Here is a 17,446-nt window from a genome sequence, read left to right as displayed (position 1 = left end):
TACCGCCTATACCCCAAAGCTTTCGCCGCAGCCACATTCGTTCTGGGCTTTCGGGTTATGAAATTTGAATAACTGGTTAAGTCCTTCACGGACATAGTCTACTTCCGTTCCGTCGATAAAAGGCATGGCCTGCAGCGCGACGAATAATTTCGCCCCGTCGGTTTCAAACACCAGGTCGTCTTTATCGGGTACGGTGACGGTGTCCAGTACATAGCCAAAGCCTGCGCAGCCGGTCTGTTTCACACCTAACCGCACGCCGAGAATCTCAGGCTTTTTTGCCACCAGCTCGTGTATGTGCGCCGCCGCCGCAGACGTCAGCGTCAGGCCGCGCCAGGCGAAGTCGGCAGGATTGAAGGTTTCTGAATGTAATTCCATAGGTCCACCTCATCTAATGAGCCACCAGGGCATCACCTCATGTTAGTGATAACGATTATCACTTCAACCCCTTGTGAGCAGGGGCTTTCCGCTTAATCGCCCTTTTTGGCTACTTTTATTAAGCATAGACCCTGTCACAAGATGCGGACGGGATGGATTTAATTTCTCAATAAATTGATAAGTAAGGAATTTCATAAGAATAATGGAGAGGTTGAGTAGAATAATAAAATATGCATCGAAAATGCCTATTTTTGAGATAGAGGGTGACCTGCACGGTAAACGACACAGCAATAACAAAAAAGGCCCTTCCGGACCCCTTAATCAGACGTGAAATGAGACGGCAAACCCCTGATCGTGCCAGTGGTCGAGCTGCTCCTGCTGACGTAGCGTCGGCGATTTTCCTGTCCAGACGAAAATATTTTGCCCCGGAAACAGTTCCGGCCGCGGAGAGTCAATCGGCTCAGCCAGGACATCAATATGCCAGCCCCTGTGCGACAGTCGCGCCGCTTCCAGCCAAAGATGGGTGCGGTCGTCGCACTCCCAGCCAATTAGCAGGGCATCTTTGCCGGGTTTTTTACGTGACTCGGCAACGCTTGAGAGGGCGAACTCAATCAGTACACCGTCAAGCAGGCTCGCCATATGACGCACCGTGTTCTGGTCCTGGTTCATTCGCTGGCGGACAGGCGTGATGATATTGTCGATGAGCGGATCCACGGCATGGTCACGGCGAAACTCGGCAATTTTCGCGCGCAGCCTTGCCGGACTGGCATAGCGCAGAACGGTCATCATCTCTTCCTGGAAAGAGGCCCAGTTACCCTGGGTCATCACTTCTTTGTTTTCCAGCAGCGCTTTCACTTTACCGACCGACACGCCGCTTTTCATCAGGCGCTTGATCTCTTCGATACGCAGGATATCTTCATCGTCAAACTGACGATGACCCCCTTCGCTACGTTGTGGCTTCAACAATCCATAACGGCGCTGCCAGGCACGCAGCGTAACGGGGTTGATACCGCATCGTTCGGCGACTTCGCCGATACTGTAATAGGCCATTAACTCCCTCACGCTTAATACTTCCATACCCAACCAAACCAAACCAACCTTATCAGATTGTACAAACAACGTGTATAACTAACTGCCCGTTTCAGAGCAAGTGAATGGCGAAAAAACCATTCACTGGTTAATACATTGTTGTATAAATTTGGCCGTACGTACAACTACCCCTGAAGGATAACGTACAGCTTTATCAGAGTCCGTATTTTTTTTCCGGCCAGGCTATCGCCGGAATTGCCCCAAGCCTTGGGCTGGCGAACAAATGTCCCTGGAACTCCGAAATCCCCGCAGACTCAAGCCACATCCACTCTTCAGCCAGCTCAACCCCCACGGCGCAGAACCGAATTTCCAGCGACGCACAGCACTTTATGATCGCCTGTATGATGGCCTGTCGCGGTCCGCTTTTGTGCACATTAGCAATCAAATCCCGATTTATCTTAATTCTGTCCGGCTGAAATTGTGCGAGTAACTGCAGCCCGGCAAAACCGGCGCCAAAGTGATCGATAGTCACGCTAATACCCGCGCTTTTTAACTGTCTCACTGAATGGGAGAACTCGTCGAATCGCGAGATCGCTTCACTTTCTGTAAACTCGATGTTGATCTGCTCTGGCACAAATCCATTCGCGGCAATGGCCGTCAGGAGCGTATCAACCGCGCCAGGCACATTAACGAGCGTCATCGGCAACAGGTTAAGAGATAATACCTGAGTCTGCAGCCCAAGCGTGCAGGCCATTGAGAGTGCGACTTGTTTGCTGTTGAGATCGGCCCAATAGATTTCCGCCTGTGACAGCGTGTCGAAATAGGCCTTAGGTGAATCACCGGTTGGCGTGCGAATTAGCGCCTCCCAGGAGACCACCTGCTGCATGAACGGATCCACAATGGGCTGGAAAGCAAAGCTACAATCCGCCCCTTTTGCCACCACCTCTGGCTGCAATGACAATGGCGTATCTTCAGGAATAAAATCCCAGGAGTCCGCGGGTGGGAGTTCAAAATAGTTGGCTTTTTCAGTGGCATCGACGAAGGTGCGAAAAAACTGCAGCGCACGATCGTTATAGGTCATCTGATATTTGGTTGTGCCTTTGTCGAGCACCTTCTGCAACACTTCATCCCGGTCGTATTTACGCAGGTCGAAGAGCTCCATACCCACATTGCCAAAACGTCGATTTGGGCCGTGATCGCTTAGCAGTTCTACCACGTTATGATGACGGGGGTCGCGGCAAATATGCTGATAAATAGCCGTAACATCTTCCGCTGGTCCTTCAAGTAACTGAAAAAAATGCGTGCCGTTAAACAGCAGGATCCCCGTGACATTGGCGTGCCGGTTTTTACTATTCGCAGTTGCTACCATTTCCTCCAGCGTATTCACCGGAACGTCCTCGCAGATATGGCTGCGGTATATGATGGTTGTTAGCATGCTTTTCCTGGGGTAAATAAGGATAAACCACGAATATCGTGGGTAGACTTCTGTTATAGCACATTAAATGCCTGACAAATAATTTACATCTCAACGGTTTACGGCCTACAAACGCCCCCCTTCACATTTTGTACAACTCTGTAATACTTAAGCCTTTTGTACAATATAACCTGTGTAAAATGGTAAAAAAAACCAATCATATCCTTATAAAAAACAAAAAGAATTATAAGATACATCCAAAAAAGTTAAAAAATATGTACATTTTTCATGTACAGATTTAGAAATTATGTATACCTTAAATGTAACGTTACTGATTACAGTTTTTTACAGGAGCGAAACATGCACCAGAACGGTTACGTCGCAGATTCAGCCGCAGCGATTGCGCAGTACTTTGAGAAAGCCGCTCTGCCGACTCAACAGGAGACGCTGGGCCAGGTTGTGGTTGAAATTCTTAGCGACGGGCGAAATCTTAATCGCAAATCGCTCTGCACCAAATTGTTAAGTCGCCTCGAAAAGGCCGATGGCCCGGAAGAGGAACAACATTATCACATGCTGCTTGGCCTGCTCTTCGAACGGTAACGGGATGAACAGCAGTGACGCAGATCGACTGATCGACCGACTCATCGGTGAAGCCGTCCTTTCACTTCTGAAAGAGCGCGGAACAGTGACAACCGATACTCTGGTACAGCGACTGCACGATATGAAAGCGCATGAAAAGGATCCCCAGCGGCGGGAGACACTGGCCCGTGTGATTGCCGATATCGGCGAAAATGCCACCGCCTTTACGCGTCGCAGAACCGCGCAAGGACGATTTATAAGAGAGGGATCTCTTAAAAATAACAGAGACAATGTCGTGCCTTTATTTGGAAATGGAAAACCGTCAGACCCCAAAAACATACATTGACTACAACCTAACAGCTACGGTGAGAACAAATGAGACAAAATATTCAGCCGCAACCAGAATACCATTCTGCCTTTTTAGATAGCGCGTTGTCGGAATATTTTCGCCACGCTGGCGAACATTTTGCTGAAGAGTCCGCTGTTTTTTCAGTTGCAGTACGCTGCGTGCTTGCCTCTGAAGGGCATTTGACCAATAAAGCCATTATTCTCTGGCTGATCCAGACGCTGGAAGCCACTCATGACGTCGTGCAGGCCGATGTTATCCGCAAAACGCTGGAAATCGTTGTCGGCTATACCATGGATGACCTGTAGTCCCTCAGCCTCTGCGCCTTTCTGTGTGTCATCGTCAAATCTGACGAAACCGCTGACGATGACACCCCTTCCCGTCCGTACCCTCGCAAAAACCGGTTAAAACATGATGGCATGGATCCTGCTTACTCCCTGTTTACGGGACTGGGCTTTCCAGTTAACTCTTGCTTCATTTCTTAACAGGTCTGTTATTGATGAAAAAAATCGCCAGTGTCTGCCCTTACTGCGGTGCGGGCTGCAAACTTAATCTTGTCGTTGAAAATAACCGTATTCTCCGAGCCGAAGCCGCAGACGGCGTCACCAACCAGAGCACCTTGTGTCTGAAAGGTTTTTACGGCTGGGACTTCCTCAACGATACCCGCCTGCTTACCCCCCGCCTGACGCAACCTATGATCCGCTATCAAAAAGGCGAGGCATTTACCCCTGTCACCTGGGAAGAGGCTATTCGCTATACTGCGCACAAGCTCAGCAGCATCAAGGCGCAGTTCGGCTCGCGCGCCATCATGACCACCGGATCCTCAAGAGGCACCGGTAACGAAACCAACTATGTGATGCAAAAATTTGCCCGCGCGGTGCTTAATACCAACAACGTTGACTGCTGCGCGCGCGTCTGCCACGGCCCCTCCGTCGCCGGCTTACAAGAGACGCTCGGCAATGGTGCGATGAGCAACGCTATTAACGATATTGAAAACTCAAAATGCCTGCTGGTATTTGGCTACAACTGCGCCGACTCTCACCCAATCGTGGCCCGCCGGGTGCTGAAAGCCCGAGAAAATGGGGCAAAAATCATCGTCTGCGACCCGCGGCGGATTGAAACCGCACGTATTGCCGATCAACATCTGCCGCTAAAAAATGGCAGTAACATGGCCCTGGTCAACGCCTTCGGCTATGTTCTGCTTGAAGAAGAGCTGTATGACAAGAACTACGTGGCCCGCTTTGCCGAAGGGCTTGATGCCTATCGGCAGACGGTTAAAGACTACGCGCCGGAGAACGTCGAACACCTTACCGGCATTCCTGCCCGCGACGTGCGCCAGGCGATGCGCACATTCGCTGCAGCCCCTTCAGCCACCGTCATGTGGGGGATGGGCGTAACGCAGTTCGGTCAGGCGGTGGACGTAGTGAAGGGGTTGTCCAGCCTGGCGCTGCTGACCGGTAATCTCGGTCGTCCGGCGGTGGGTGTAGGGCCGGTACGCGGGCAGAATAACGTGCAAGGCGCATGTGACATGGGCGTATTGCCTAACCTGTTCCCTGGCTATCAGGACGTCACCGATCCCGTCGCCCGCAAAAAATTCGCCGATGCGTGGGGTATTGACGCCGAAAAAATGGACACCCAGGTTGGAACGCGCATCACCGAAGTGCCGCATCTGGCGCTGGAGGGCAAGATTAAGGCCTATTACATCATGGGGGAAGATCCACTGCAGACTGAGGCCGACCTTGGGCTGGTCCGCAGCGGGTTTGAGGCACTCGATTTTGTCGTGGTGCAGGATATCTTTATGACCAAAACCGCCGAGGTCGCGGATGTGCTGCTCCCGGCAACCTCCTGGGGCGAACATGGGGGCGTCTTTACCTGCGCTGACCGTGGCTTCCAGCGTTTCGGAAAAGCCATCGACGCGACCGGCAACGTGAAGCGCGACTGGGAGATAATCAGCCTGCTGGCGACAGAAATGGGCTACCCGATGCACTACGACTCTAACCAGCAGATCTGGGATGAGATGCGCGAACTGTGTCCACTGTTCTTTGGCGTGACCTATGAAAAAATGGGCGAGATGGGCCATGTACAATGGCCATGCCCGACGCTGGACCACCCGGGTACCCCTTATCTGTATAAAGATAATCAGTTCGATACCCCTACGGGCAAAGGCCAGCTGTTTGCTGCCCCCTGGCGCGCGCCTGCAGAAGTGCCGGATAATGACTATCCGCTGGTGCTCTGTACGGTACGTGAAGTGGGCCATTACTCCTGTCGCTCAATGACCGGTAACTGCGCCGCGCTGCAAAGTCTGGCTGACGAACCGGGTCAAGTACAGATGAACCCTGTCGATGCCGAAAAATGCGGTATCAGGGACGGGCAACTGGTGTGGGTCCGTTCACGCAGAGGCAAGGTGATGACTCGCGCCAGCATCAGCGATCGCATCAATGCCGGCGCCGTCTATATGACCTATCAGTGGTGGATTGGCGCCTGTAATGAACTGACGCAGGATAATCTCGACCCGATCGCCAAAACACCGGAAACGAAATATTGTGCGGTGCAACTGGAAGCGATAGAGGATCAGCGCTGGGCGGAAGACTATGCGGCGTCTGCCTATCAAACGATGAAGACCCGGTTGATCGGTGCGGTGAACGTTTGACGTTGCCTCGAATTGCCCTTCGGCTGAGGAGTCGTGCTGGGGCCCGTCTGGCGCAAGAATGTCTGTGATACTGGAGCCGGTGCCTTTAAGCGCACCGGTTCCTGCTTCAGCATTGGCGTCGGGGGTTACGTTTCCCTTTAACCACCCGTATTGAAAGCACATTTTATCTGGAGATGATGCAAGATTAGAGCGACACTAGAACACGTTTGGTCACCTTGCTGGTTAATGGCTATGTTTTCATCAGTTCACTCTCATCGCGGTTCTCCTTACGCTCAGGAACTTATCAACCACATTCTGCCTCACTGCACGACGCGCAGAGCGGTCCGTGGCGAACGACTCGATCTGCAGGTCAATGGCCAGGGCATGTGTTACTTAATCCTTGAAGGCACCATCGCGGTTTACAGAAAAAGCGATAACATGATGCTCTCCACGGCGCGCAATCCCGCAATTTTCGGCGTGGCGAACCTGACGGATAATTATTTCAATGATTATCTTAAAAACGTAAGCCCTGGTCTTATTGGGATCATCACCACTGAAAAGGTGGCCGAAATTATCACTAAGAAAGCGTTATGGGGGCTTTTATCCCGTCATCTGATGTTTGTCTATAACCGACTTTATCATGACATCATGCCACAGGGAGGCACCACGGCATACGCGATGATTCGCCACCAGTTAATTAACCTGATGGAAGAGGACGAGAGTTATCGGCGTAGCGTGGCAGCGGAAAGGTACATCAGGGATAAAACCCTGCTCTCACGCAGCGGTGTTATGCGCATTCTGGCCGATTTGAAAACCGGGGGATTTATTGAAGTGGAAGAAGGCAGGCTCATTAAAATTAACAAACTCCCCGCCAGGTACTGACTTCAGAAGACAAACAAGGCCGCATCGGCGGCCTTTTCGCTAAGTATTAATGGACGTGAACGCCCAACCGCCAGGCAAAGTAGATCTCTTCTTTAAGCTCATTCGAAGAGAGCGCCAGCAAATCTGCAAATTCCAGCTCAAGCTGTTTCAGTTTTTTCAGGTACTGCGCCGGAGACAGGTTGCTCTTATCGCGACGAATATATTCAAGTGCCAGCTGGGTGGGTGTTATTTCAGTATCCATGATGTCCTCGTTGATGTACAAATCCTGACCAGTATATCACACCTTATTGGCGAGTTTTTGACCAAAAGCAAAACAGCGACTCACATTACACCACTGCCGTGGTCAGCCTCGATGAGCAGCACAGGCGATCCTGCTCATCCAGAATATCAATCTGCCACACCTGATGGCGTCTACCGACATGAAGCGCACGGCAGAGACCCCGCACGCGTCCGCTGCGCACCGGGCGCATATGGTTCGCGTTAACGTCCAGCCCGACGACCTTCTGCTCCCCTTCGGTACACAAGTAACCGGCCACGGAGCCCAGCGTTTCGGCCAGCACGACGGACGCCCCGCCATGCAGTAAGCCAAACGGCTGCTGAGTACGGCTATCAACCGGCATCGTCGCTTCCAGGTCGTTCTCACCAATGCGGGTAAACTGAATATCCAGCAGTCCCACCATATTCCCCTCACCCATGGCGTTGAGCACCTGTAGTGTCACTGCACGTTTCCAGATCATCCTATAATCTCCAGTAAAGCCTGGAGGGGATGGCGAACGCCATTACCTTCAACGCGCTTTACCTGGCTGCGACAGGAGTAGCCCGTTGCCAGACAGCGGTTGCGCGGCAAACGCTGCATCGCCTGGTGCCAGGACAGCTCGTAAATGCCCAGCGAGTGAGCATAATTCTTCACTTCATGGCCGTAGGTACCGGCCATTCCGCAGCAGCCTACGCTGACGCTTTCGAGTTTCGCGCCGTAGTGCGCGAAAATAGCGGCCCACTGAGCCGGTGCCCCCGGCAGCGCGGTTACCTCGGTACAGTGGCCAAACAGATACCAGGGTTCCCCACCCAGGTCCTCGGTGGCAGCGGGCTGTAACGCCGCAGGCAGCCATTCATGCACCAGCATAACGTGGAAATCGCCGCGATCTTCCCCCAGCGTCTGCTTATACTCGTCCCGATAACAGAGCACCAGCGCCGGATCGATGCCGACCATCGGTATGCCGAGCTGCGCCACGCGGTTTAAGAAGTCTGAAGTTTTCTGCGCTGTTTTGGCAAAACGGGTCAGGAAGCCTTTGATATGCTGCGCTTTACCGTTAGGCGAGAACGGCAGGACCACCGGCTGATAGCCCAGCTTTTCCGCAAGATGCACAAAATCAGCCACCACCTGTGCGTCGTAGTAGCTGGTAAAGGGATCCTGCACCACCAGCACCACCTTCGCTCTCTTTGCAGGGCTTAGCGCCTCAAGCTGCTCAAGGGTCATGTTCGCCGAGCGATGTCCCACCATCTGATGTTGCAGAGACGGCACTGACAGCAGCGGTAAATCCACCATTCCGATATGCTTTTCGGACATCTTACGCACCAGCGGCTGATTGATAAAAAAGTTAAAGGTCTTTGGCGCCCGCGCCATCAGCGGGGCATAGCTTTCAACCGTCGCCACCAGATGGTCGCGCACCGGGCGCAGATAGCGCGTGTGATAGAGTTGCAGGAAGCGCGAACGGAATTCCGGCACGTCAATCTTGATCGGACATTGGGTTGAGCAGGCTTTGCAGGCCAGACAGCCAGACATCGCCTCTTTTACCTCATGGGAGAAATCATACTCCCCCTTGTTGGCATGCCAGCTATTGCGGGTACGTTCAATAAGCGAACGCAGGCTGGACCGTTTTTCCGGCAGCGTCTGCTCAAGCTTAAGCGGATCGACGCCGCGGTCGGCCAGTAAACGCAACCATTCGCGCACCAGCGTCGCCCGCCCTTTTGGCGAGTGAATACGGTTGCTGGTGATCTTCATCGACGGACACATCGGGCTTTTCACGTCAAAGTTAAAGCACAGACCGTTGCCATTGCACTCCATCGCACCGCGCCACGAGCCGCGTACTGCAATCGGAATTTGTCGGTCGTAGGTGCCTCGCTTGACGGCATCTACCTGCATCATGGGCGCGTCAACGCCCTCGGGTGGGCATATTTTCCCCGGGTTGAGCCGGTTTTCCGGGTCGAATGCCGCTTTGATCTTACGCAGTTCGGCAAAGAGTTGCTCACCGAAAAACGCCGGGCTGTACTGCGCCCGGAACCCTTTCCCGTGTTCACCCCACAGCAGACCGCCGTATTTTGCCGTTAATGCCACCACGTCGTCAGAGATCGCTTTCATCAGCATCTCCTGCTGCGGATCGCACATATCCAGCGCCGGTCGCACGTGCAGAACCCCGGCGTCGACGTGTCCGAACATGCCATAACTCAGGCCGTGGCTATCCAGCAGCGCGCGAAATTCAACAATATAATCGGCAAGATGCTCTGGCGGAACGCAGGTGTCTTCAGCAAAGGGTATCGGCTTGGCGGCGCCTTTAGCATTGCCGAGCAGGCCCACGGCTTTCTTACGCATCGCGTAGATACGTTCAATGCCGGAAAGCTCGTTGCACAACTGCCAGCCAATCACCCCGCCTTCCCCCAGGGCTATCCGTTCATCAAGGCGCTGACACAGCGCAGCCACCTGGCTTTCGATCAGTTCGCCATCGTCACCGGCGAATTCAACAATATTAAGGCCAAGCATCTCTTTATCTGGCACATCGGTAATTAGCTCGCTCACCGAGTGCCAGACAATATCTTCCCGGGCCAGGTTTAGCACGGAAGAGTCGACGGTTTCGACCGACAGCGCGCGCGCCTCGACCATAAACGGCGCATTGCGCAGCGCAGAATCGAAGGAGTTGTATTTGACGTTCACCAGCCGACGCACCTTTGGCAGCCGGGTGATATCAAGACGCGCTTCAGTAATAAAGGCCAGCGTCCCTTCCGAACCGGTCAAAATGCGGGTGAGGTCGAACTGGCTCAGGTCGTCGTTAAGGACGTGACGCAGATCGTAGCCGGTTAAGAAGCGGTTCAGTTTCGGGAAGTTGTCCAGTATAAGCTGACGGTTTTCGCGACAGCGTTCCAGTACGGTACGGTAAATTCGCCCGCTCGCGGTACTCTCTTTGCCTAACGTCTCTGCCAGCTCAACCGGGATCGGCTGCGTATCAAGGATATCGCCCCCCAGCAGCACCGCGCGCACGCCCATTACGTGATCTGAGGTTTTGCCATACACCAGCGACCCCTGACCGGAGGCATCGGTATTTATCATTCCGCCAATGGTGGCGCGGTTGCTGGTGGAAAGCTCCGGCGCAAAGAAAAAACCATAAGGCTTAAGAAACTGGTTGAGCTGATCTTTAATGACTCCGGCTTCAACCCGTACCCATCCCTCTTCAGGATTGATTTCAATAACGCGGTTCATATAGCGGGACATATCAATGATGATGCCCTGGTTCAGCGCCTGACCATTGGTACCTGTCCCCCCGCCGCGTGGGGTAAAGACCAGAGAGCTAAACCGCGTCTGCGACGCCAGACGGGCGATTAACGCCACATCAGCGGTTGAACGTGGGAAAACGACCGCATCGGGAAGGAGCTGGTAAATACTGTTATCGGTTGCCATCGTTAGCCTGTCGGCATAATTCGTGGCGGTATCACCCGTAAAACCCTGTTGCTCCAGTGACTGCAAAAAATTAAGCACCAGTTGAACGACGCCAGGTGCCTGAGAAATCTGTGGGATCATTACTGTCGACCCTAATGAGAGTGGTGGGAATCGTTTGCGTTGTATTACAACTTTTTATCACATTTTTTTCTTATGTGCTTTGATGAATTACAGGCAGAATTTGCCTGTCAAAAACGGCTGCTATCACCAATCATTAAAGACATGCGGTTTGTGTTCTTACCAGCCCAGCGGGTATTCATTTAAGGAAAGTTTCGTTTATGGTTAATCTTCGTCAGCCCAGGGATGTAGCGCAAATTCTGTTATCGGTGCTGTTCCTGGCCCTCATGATAATCGCGTGCCTGTGGATTGTTAGACCGTTCGTTCTCGGTTTCGCCTGGGCCGCCACCGTAGTGGTTGCCACCTGGCCTTTGCTTTTACGCTTGCAGAAGTTGCTGTTTGGACGGCGCGGACTGGCGGTTCTGGTCATGACCCTGCTGTTGTTCTTGCTGTTCATTATTCCCATTGCCTTGCTGGTCAACAGCCTTGTCGACTCGAGCGGCCCAATCGTCCGGGCCATCACCAGCGGCGATATGACCCTGCCCGATCTTGCCTGGCTGAACACCATTCCGCTGGTTGGGTCAAAACTCTACGGCGCATGGCACAGTTTGCTGGAGATGGGCGGCAGCGCGTTAATGGCAAAGGTGCGGCCCTATATTGGCACCACCACCACCTGGTTCGTCGGCCAGGCGGCGCACATCGGCCGCTTTATGATGCACTGTAGCTTAATGCTGCTGTTCAGCGCCCTGCTTTACTGGCGCGGGGAACAGGTTGCGCTGGGCGTGCGTCATTTCGCCATCCGGCTGGCGGGCAAACGCGGCGATGCCGCCGTGCTGCTGGCGGCTCAGGCGGTTCGCGCCGTTGCGCTGGGCGTTGTGGTGACCGCGCTGGTGCAGGCGGTGCTGGGAGGCATCGGCCTTGCGATTTCTGGCGTGCCGTATGCTACCGTTTTTACGGTTATCATGTTGATGACCTGCCTTGCGCAACTGGGCCCGCTGCTGGTGCTGGTGCCCGGCATCGTCTGGCTCTACTGGACGGGCGATACCACCTGGGGCACAGTGCTGCTGGTCTGGAGCTGCGTGGTGGGAACTATGGATAACGTCATACGCCCGATACTGATCCGTATGGGTGCCGATTTGCCGCTGATCTTGATTCTCTCCGGTGTGATTGGCGGGTTGATCGCCTTTGGGATGATTGGCCTGTTTATCGGCCCGGTGCTTCTGGCTGTGACATGGCGACTGTTCTCGGCCTGGGTGTACGAAGTTCCTCCCCCGGCAACCGACCCGGACGCTATCTTAAGTGAGCTGGAAGAGTTAGAAGAGAGAAATACACGGTAAAATGAGCCGAGTCGCCGGGGAGTATTGCGCTACCCGGCAGCCTGTCGCTGCATCAATACTTAAGCAATGCTAAACTATTTACTGTATATCCACTGGTCTGATCCGCTTTGTAAGTTATTCGCCGCAAGAAATCTTTACGTCTATTTAACTATTGAGACGAATCCGATCGACGCTAAAAGCTGAGATGCCTACTATTAGGACACGGTTATAAATCAACACCTTGATTTATAAGCATGGAAATCCCCTGAGTGAAACAACGAATTGCTGTGTGTAGTCTTTGCCCATCTCCCACGATGGGCTTTTTTTTATCCTGATTTCGCAGCACAACCCGCCGTGACGGCATTTCAGGGATGTTGCAGACACAGACGCTCGTGTGTGCAAAGCGTGTGCTAATGATTGAAATCAGAATAGCCTAAAGCGGTCCGTACAAATACATAAACCAAAAAACAAACAATATAAACGATCATTCCCATCGCCGCACACAGGCCGACGTCGAAAGATCGTGAGTCGCCATCAATCAGGCTAATCACAAAGCCGACCAACCCACCGGTAAGCGCCCCACCCCACATTGTTAGCATCAGATGCATCATCCATGCCCCGAAGTGGCTGGATTTCATTGTCACATGTTGCATATCGAAAGCTCTCAAAACGTTTCGTTAAAAAATTCCAAAGGCTTATCAGCCCTCACCTGTACCCGATATTTTTATGTTTTTGCGCTGCCCCAGATACATTACGCCGCGTTGTTTACAGGTAATGCTGTACTCAGATTATCTTAGCGATCATAGGGATAGGATATTCTCGTTCTTTTCTCACCGTTCCTTAAATGCTCTTCAATGCTTGAATGTAAGTTCATACAGTTAATATAACCTTCCCTTCTGGCCGCATTAACCTCTGCTAAATGCCTTATTTCCATGGCCAAAAGTTTATCCTCCATAACCGACAGACGATAAAGAAAAGCACAAATTATTAAAAGCAAGATAACCAAAATCACAGACAAGTCGATAATCACCGTAATTTTCTCCAGAATTAATAAATACAATCCATACAGGAAGCTTCATGGGGTTGATTCATTATGAAGGCGGGCAAGAATATTCTTATGCGATCTCATTTTATGAGGTATTCGTGCTTTTCTGGAATATATTAACTCGGTTAATCATAAAAACAGGGCTCGTCCCGGCGAACAAGCGCGAGCCCATTCCTTTATGTTCTTGTTACATTACATTTACTTACCATTTTCCATTCAGCGGCCAGCACACGTGTCTCACCGGTTACGGCCACGCCGACCACCTCGTGAATATCCGCCGACGATGTGCCAATCTGTAGCTCAAATTCACCGGGTTCAACGATACGTTTCCCGTCGCGACGGGTGAAATTGAACATCTCCACCGGCAAGGTGAACGTGAGCGTTGCGCTTTCACCCGGCGAGAGCGTCACGCGCTGAAACGCCTTCAGTTCCTGAAGCGGCCGGACCTGAGTCGCGACCTTATCCCGGACATAGACCTGGACCACTTCACTGCCGCTGCGCTCGCCGGTATTAGTGATATCCAGGCTTAGCACCACCTCACCGTCGACAGGGATGTGGGGGTGCGCCACGCGCGCCGTCCCCCAGTTAAATTGCGTCCAGCCCAGACCGTAACCAAAGGGATAGCGGGAACCGAAGTGAAACGCGAACGGCGTGCCGCCGCTTTTAAGTTTGTGGTTGTAATAGTACGGCATCGCCCCTGCGCTCTTCGGCACGCTGACCACCAGCCTGCCCTGCGGCTCGGCGCGACCGGTAAGCACATCGGCAATCGCCCAGCCGCCTTCCTGCCCTGGCGCCCAGGCCATCATCAGTGCAGCAACCCTATCTTCCAGCCCCTGCAGGTTGTAAGGGCGCCCGCCGGTCATCACCACAATCACAGGTTTGCCGGTTGCTACCAGCGCCTCCAGCAGTTGCTGTTGCACGCCCGGCAGGTTAAGAGAATCAGTATCTGAACCTTCGCCTACCGTCCCACTCTGGAACAGCCCGGCGAGATCGCCGACGCAGGCGACCACCACGTCACTCTCTTTTGCAGCATTCACGGCCTCGGGGATCAGTGCGGTGCTTTGCGAAACCGGCGACTGCTGCATCGGTTTACCGCCGCTGTCTCCGGGAAATACCGGCGCACCGGCCATCCGCGTTTCAATAATGTGGCAGCCTTTAGCGTAACGCACCTGCGAGGTACCGAGGCGGTGTTCCAGCGCCGCGCGCGGGGTGGTCACCTGCGAAGTCTCCTCAACCATATCGCTGATAATCAAGTGCACCGGGAAACTGTAGCCGCTCAGCAAGGCCAGCGGATCGTCAGCCGTTGGCCCAACCACCGCCACGTGGGGTTTACCGCCAAGAGGTAAAATGCCGTTATTCTCAAGCAGCGTTAGCGACTTTGTCGCCACCTCACGCGCAACCTGCCGGGTGGTCTCATTTTGCAGATCGATGTTGTTCTCATCGGCGTAGGGTTTTTCGAACAACCCGAGGCGGAATTTTTCCGTCAGCACACGAGCGACAATTTCATCGATTTTCGCCGGTGCGATCAGCGCGCGATCGACCGCGTCGGCCAGATGGCGTGCGCAGTCGTCCTTCGGTAACTCAACGTCCAGCCCGGCGTTAAATGCAAGCGCCGCCGAACCCGCCGCATCGTGCGCGGTCCCGTGATGCTGGTGCAGCAGGCTCACGCCGCCATAATCCGCCACAATAATGCCATCAAAACCCCACCACTCGCGCAGTACCGTGGTCAGCAGGAAGTGGTCGCTGTGCGCGGGCTGATTATCAATATCGTGATAGGCAGGCATCACCGACCCGGCGTTTGCCAGCTTCACGGCCATTTCAAACGGCAGAAGGAAGGTGTCGTTGAGTTCGCTAAAACCCAGGTGGACCGGGGCATGGTTACGCGCCCCTTCACTGAACGAGTGACCCACGTAATGTTTGAGCGTTGCCAGCAGATCGCGCTTTTCACCCTGCAACCCTTTTACGTAGGCGGTCGCCATCACTCCCACCAGCCAGGGATCTTCACCAAAGGTCTCCTCCGTACGCCCCCAGCGCACATCCCGGGACACATCCAGCACGGGTGCCAGGCCCTGTTGGCACCCCACAGAACGTGCTTCCTGGCCAATTTGTTTTGCCGCCCGCTGCACCAGTTCGGGATCCCAGGTTGAACCGTAGTTCAGGGAAGAGGGAAACAGCGTGGCCTCTTTGCACAGCAGCCCCACCAGGCACTCTTCGTGAAACAGCGCCGGGATGCCGAGCCGGGTCTCTTCCATCATCATGCGTTGAAGAGCGTTTGCCGCACGCACCCCGGTTCTGGCATCGACGATGTGGGTGCCCAGCGGACGGGTGATCTGCCCGACTCCCAGCTTCAGCCGTTCGCTAAGCGCGGCCTGTTCACTTACCCCCGCAAATTCATCGCTCAAATCGCTGCGCTCGCGGTGGTTGCCGTTCTCATCGAGGATCAGCCAGTACGCGTGCATCTGGGCATATTTTTCTTCCGGGGTCATACGCGCCAGCAGATCGGCGACGCGCTCGTGCACCGGACGTCCCGCGTCCTTATAGATAACCGTCATGTTTTACTCCTGTATTGCAGAATGGGTGGCCGGGCTGAGTTGCCCTGCATCGGGTCGCACGTCGCGCTTGCTGGCAAGTTCGCGGGCGATGGAATCTACCAGCTGGCTGTTAAGCTTGTAGATGGAAAGCAGCGCCACCATGCACAGGAAAAGCGCACAGGGGATAAGGGTAAAAAGAGCATTAATGGTTGAGAGCACATGCGGTGCCTGCGTCGCCTGGCCGGGCGCGTAATCCACCATACCAAGCACCCAGCCGACTACGGCCCCCCCCCAGCGCCAGCCCAAACTTGATGGCAAACAGCGCGGTGGAGAAGACCAGACCGTCCAGCCGACGGCCGCTACGGTGCTGCTCGTAGTCGACCACGTCGGAAAACATGGTCCACTGCAGCGGTGTAGTCAGGTTTTGAATAAAGCTAAAAATAATGTTCAGGCCAAATATCAGCCACACCTGTGAGGGAGGAAGAAAGAAAATCAGCGCACCAAATATAACGAAGGAAATAATGGTCCATTGATAGGCGCGAATGCGGTCAAATTTCCCTAACAGACGTTCCGATAATAATGCGCCGCTTAAGGACGCCACCATGCCGGAAACAATAAAGGCGAAAACCAGATCCGGGCGCAGCAGCACATAGTTGACGTAATACATCGTCGCGGACCCACGCGTCACCACGGCGGTTAACAGCAAAATATTAAACAAGAAAACAATCCGCCATTGGCTGTTTCCGGCCAGCAGTTTTAAATCAGTGAGCATGGAGCCGGAGGTATCATTACGGGGAGAATAACGCTCGCGGGTCATAAAGAAACAGCAGAAGAATAAAACAATACCCAGCAACCCCATCAGGCTCATGGCATAAAAATAGCCTTTCTGAACGTTACCCTGGCCCAGGTGCGAGACCAGCGGTAGGGCGATGACCGTGACGACCAACCCGCCGATAAACGACAGGCCAAAGCGCCAGGACTGTAAAGAGTGCCGCTCACGAGGATCCAACGTGAGTGCCCCCGGCATGGCGCAGTAAGGGACATTAATTGCGGAATAAATCAGGCTCAGGAGGGTGTAAGTGAGGCAGGCGTAGATAATTTTGCCCGTCGCCCCCACCTGCGGGACATAAAAGGTGATGAGGCAGCTCACGCCAAACGGAATTGCGAACCACAGCAGCCAGGGACGAAAACGCCCGTGACGCGTCTGAGTGCGATCCACCATCGCGCCAATGCAGGGGTCGACAAACGCATCCACCACGCGAACCACTAAAAACATGGTTCCCATCACGGCCGCGGGTAAACCAAAAACGTCGGTGTAGAAATAGGCAAGAAATAACGTTGCCGTTTGCCAGACCAGCGCGCTGGCCATATCACCTAAGCCATAGCCTATTTTGTCTTTAGTACGCAAAACAGAGGGAAGTGTCATTTTTTATTTGCCTTTTATCAGGTTAAAACGTATTTCAACCAGTCACGCATCGCCCTGGGGAATGCGCGGTAAGGCTCAAGTATCAGCAACGCGTTGCGCACTAACAAT

At 53.6% G+C, this 17,446-nt stretch carries 14 protein-coding genes, 1 other RNA gene and 1 pseudogene; 7 read left to right on the top strand and 9 right to left on the bottom strand.

Features of this window, described 5'->3' with window-relative positions; all coding sequences use genetic code 11:
* Window positions 1-6: 6 nt before the first annotated feature.
* From sufA to NL510_RS10350, 3 genes are all read right to left on the bottom strand, one after another.
* On the bottom strand, window positions 7-375 hold the full coding sequence (gene sufA / locus NL510_RS10360) for a Fe-S cluster assembly scaffold SufA (protein WP_253384293.1): 369 nt from the start codon (window positions 373-375) through the stop codon (window positions 7-9).
* Between the two features lie 321 nt (window positions 376-696).
* Window positions 697-1,425 (bottom strand): MerR family transcriptional regulator, encoded by a 729-nt coding sequence (locus tag NL510_RS10355; RefSeq protein WP_253384291.1) that lies wholly within the window; start codon window positions 1,423-1,425, stop codon window positions 697-699.
* A 193-nt stretch (window positions 1,426-1,618) separates the two neighbouring features.
* On the bottom strand, window positions 1,619-2,839 hold the full coding sequence (locus NL510_RS10350; RefSeq protein WP_253384289.1) for a diguanylate phosphodiesterase: 1,221 nt from the start codon (window positions 2,837-2,839) through the stop codon (window positions 1,619-1,621).
* Window positions 2,840-3,178: 339 nt separating this feature from the next.
* Here NL510_RS10350 and ycgZ point away from each other — a divergent pair, with 339 nt between their 5' ends.
* From ycgZ to NL510_RS10325, 5 genes are all read left to right on the top strand, one after another.
* The gene (ycgZ, locus tag NL510_RS10345) at window positions 3,179-3,418 is read left to right on the top strand and encodes a regulatory protein YcgZ (protein ID WP_148418990.1); all 240 of its coding nucleotides are present in this window, start codon (window positions 3,179-3,181) and stop codon (window positions 3,416-3,418) included.
* A gap of 4 nt (window positions 3,419-3,422) precedes the next feature.
* On the top strand, window positions 3,423-3,743 hold the full coding sequence (locus NL510_RS10340) for a hypothetical protein (RefSeq protein WP_253384287.1): 321 nt from the start codon (window positions 3,423-3,425) through the stop codon (window positions 3,741-3,743).
* Window positions 3,744-3,772: 29 nt separating this feature from the next.
* Entirely contained in the window at window positions 3,773-4,051 is a 279-nt protein-coding gene (locus tag NL510_RS10335; RefSeq protein ID WP_253384285.1) for a biofilm development regulator YmgB/AriR family protein, read from the top strand.
* 191 nt (window positions 4,052-4,242) lie between these two features.
* Complete coding sequence (gene fdhF, locus NL510_RS10330) at window positions 4,243-6,393, top strand: formate dehydrogenase subunit alpha (protein ID WP_253384283.1); 2,151 nt, start codon at window positions 4,243-4,245, stop codon at window positions 6,391-6,393.
* 231 nt (window positions 6,394-6,624) lie between these two features.
* The gene (locus tag NL510_RS10325; protein WP_253384281.1) at window positions 6,625-7,254 is read left to right on the top strand and encodes a helix-turn-helix domain-containing protein; all 630 of its coding nucleotides are present in this window, start codon (window positions 6,625-6,627) and stop codon (window positions 7,252-7,254) included.
* Between the two features lie 46 nt (window positions 7,255-7,300).
* On the opposite strand, the gene NL510_RS10320 is transcribed toward NL510_RS10325, so the two are convergent.
* The 3 genes from NL510_RS10320 to ydiJ all read right to left on the bottom strand — a co-directional run bounded on the left by NL510_RS10320 (window position 7,301) and on the right by ydiJ (window position 11,044).
* Window positions 7,301-7,495, bottom strand: a complete 195-nt coding sequence (locus NL510_RS10320) for a YdiH family protein (RefSeq protein ID WP_253384279.1) — start codon at window positions 7,493-7,495, stop codon at window positions 7,301-7,303.
* Window positions 7,496-7,580: 85 nt separating this feature from the next.
* Window positions 7,581-7,991, bottom strand: coding sequence for a 1,4-dihydroxy-2-naphthoyl-CoA hydrolase (menI, locus tag NL510_RS10315; RefSeq protein ID WP_253384277.1), 411 nt, complete (start codon window positions 7,989-7,991; stop codon window positions 7,581-7,583).
* Window positions 7,988-11,044, bottom strand: coding sequence for a D-2-hydroxyglutarate dehydrogenase YdiJ (gene ydiJ / locus NL510_RS10310; protein WP_253384275.1), 3,057 nt, complete (start codon window positions 11,042-11,044; stop codon window positions 7,988-7,990). Before ydiJ ends, menI begins: the two co-directional genes overlap by 4 nt.
* 197 nt (window positions 11,045-11,241) lie before the next feature.
* Between ydiJ and ydiK the strand changes: the two genes are divergently transcribed.
* Window positions 11,242-12,357, top strand: coding sequence for an AI-2E family transporter YdiK (gene ydiK / locus NL510_RS10305; RefSeq protein ID WP_253384273.1), 1,116 nt, complete (start codon window positions 11,242-11,244; stop codon window positions 12,355-12,357).
* Window positions 12,358-12,558: 201 nt separating this feature from the next.
* Window positions 12,559-12,666: antisense sRNA RprA (rprA, locus tag NL510_RS10300), an RNA gene on the top strand.
* Between the two features lie 80 nt (window positions 12,667-12,746).
* Here the strand turns inward: rprA and NL510_RS10295 are convergent.
* The 3 genes and pseudogenes from NL510_RS10295 to NL510_RS10285 all read right to left on the bottom strand — a co-directional run bounded on the left by NL510_RS10295 (window position 12,747) and on the right by NL510_RS10285 (window position 17,338).
* Window positions 12,747-12,989 (bottom strand): hypothetical protein, encoded by a 243-nt coding sequence (locus NL510_RS10295; RefSeq protein ID WP_253384271.1) that lies wholly within the window; start codon window positions 12,987-12,989, stop codon window positions 12,747-12,749.
* 568 nt (window positions 12,990-13,557) lie between these two features.
* Complete coding sequence (locus NL510_RS10290; protein WP_253384269.1) at window positions 13,558-15,933, bottom strand: glycoside hydrolase family 3 N-terminal domain-containing protein; 2,376 nt, start codon at window positions 15,931-15,933, stop codon at window positions 13,558-13,560.
* 3 nt (window positions 15,934-15,936) lie between these two features.
* Window positions 15,937-17,338, bottom strand: a pseudogene (locus NL510_RS10285) (MFS transporter).
* Window positions 17,339-17,446 lie beyond the last annotated feature (108 nt).

This window comes from unidentified bacterial endosymbiont (assembly GCF_918797525.1).
Lineage (GTDB): Bacteria > Pseudomonadota > Gammaproteobacteria > Enterobacterales > Enterobacteriaceae > Enterobacter.
This window is presented reverse-complemented; position numbering and strand designations above follow the sequence as displayed.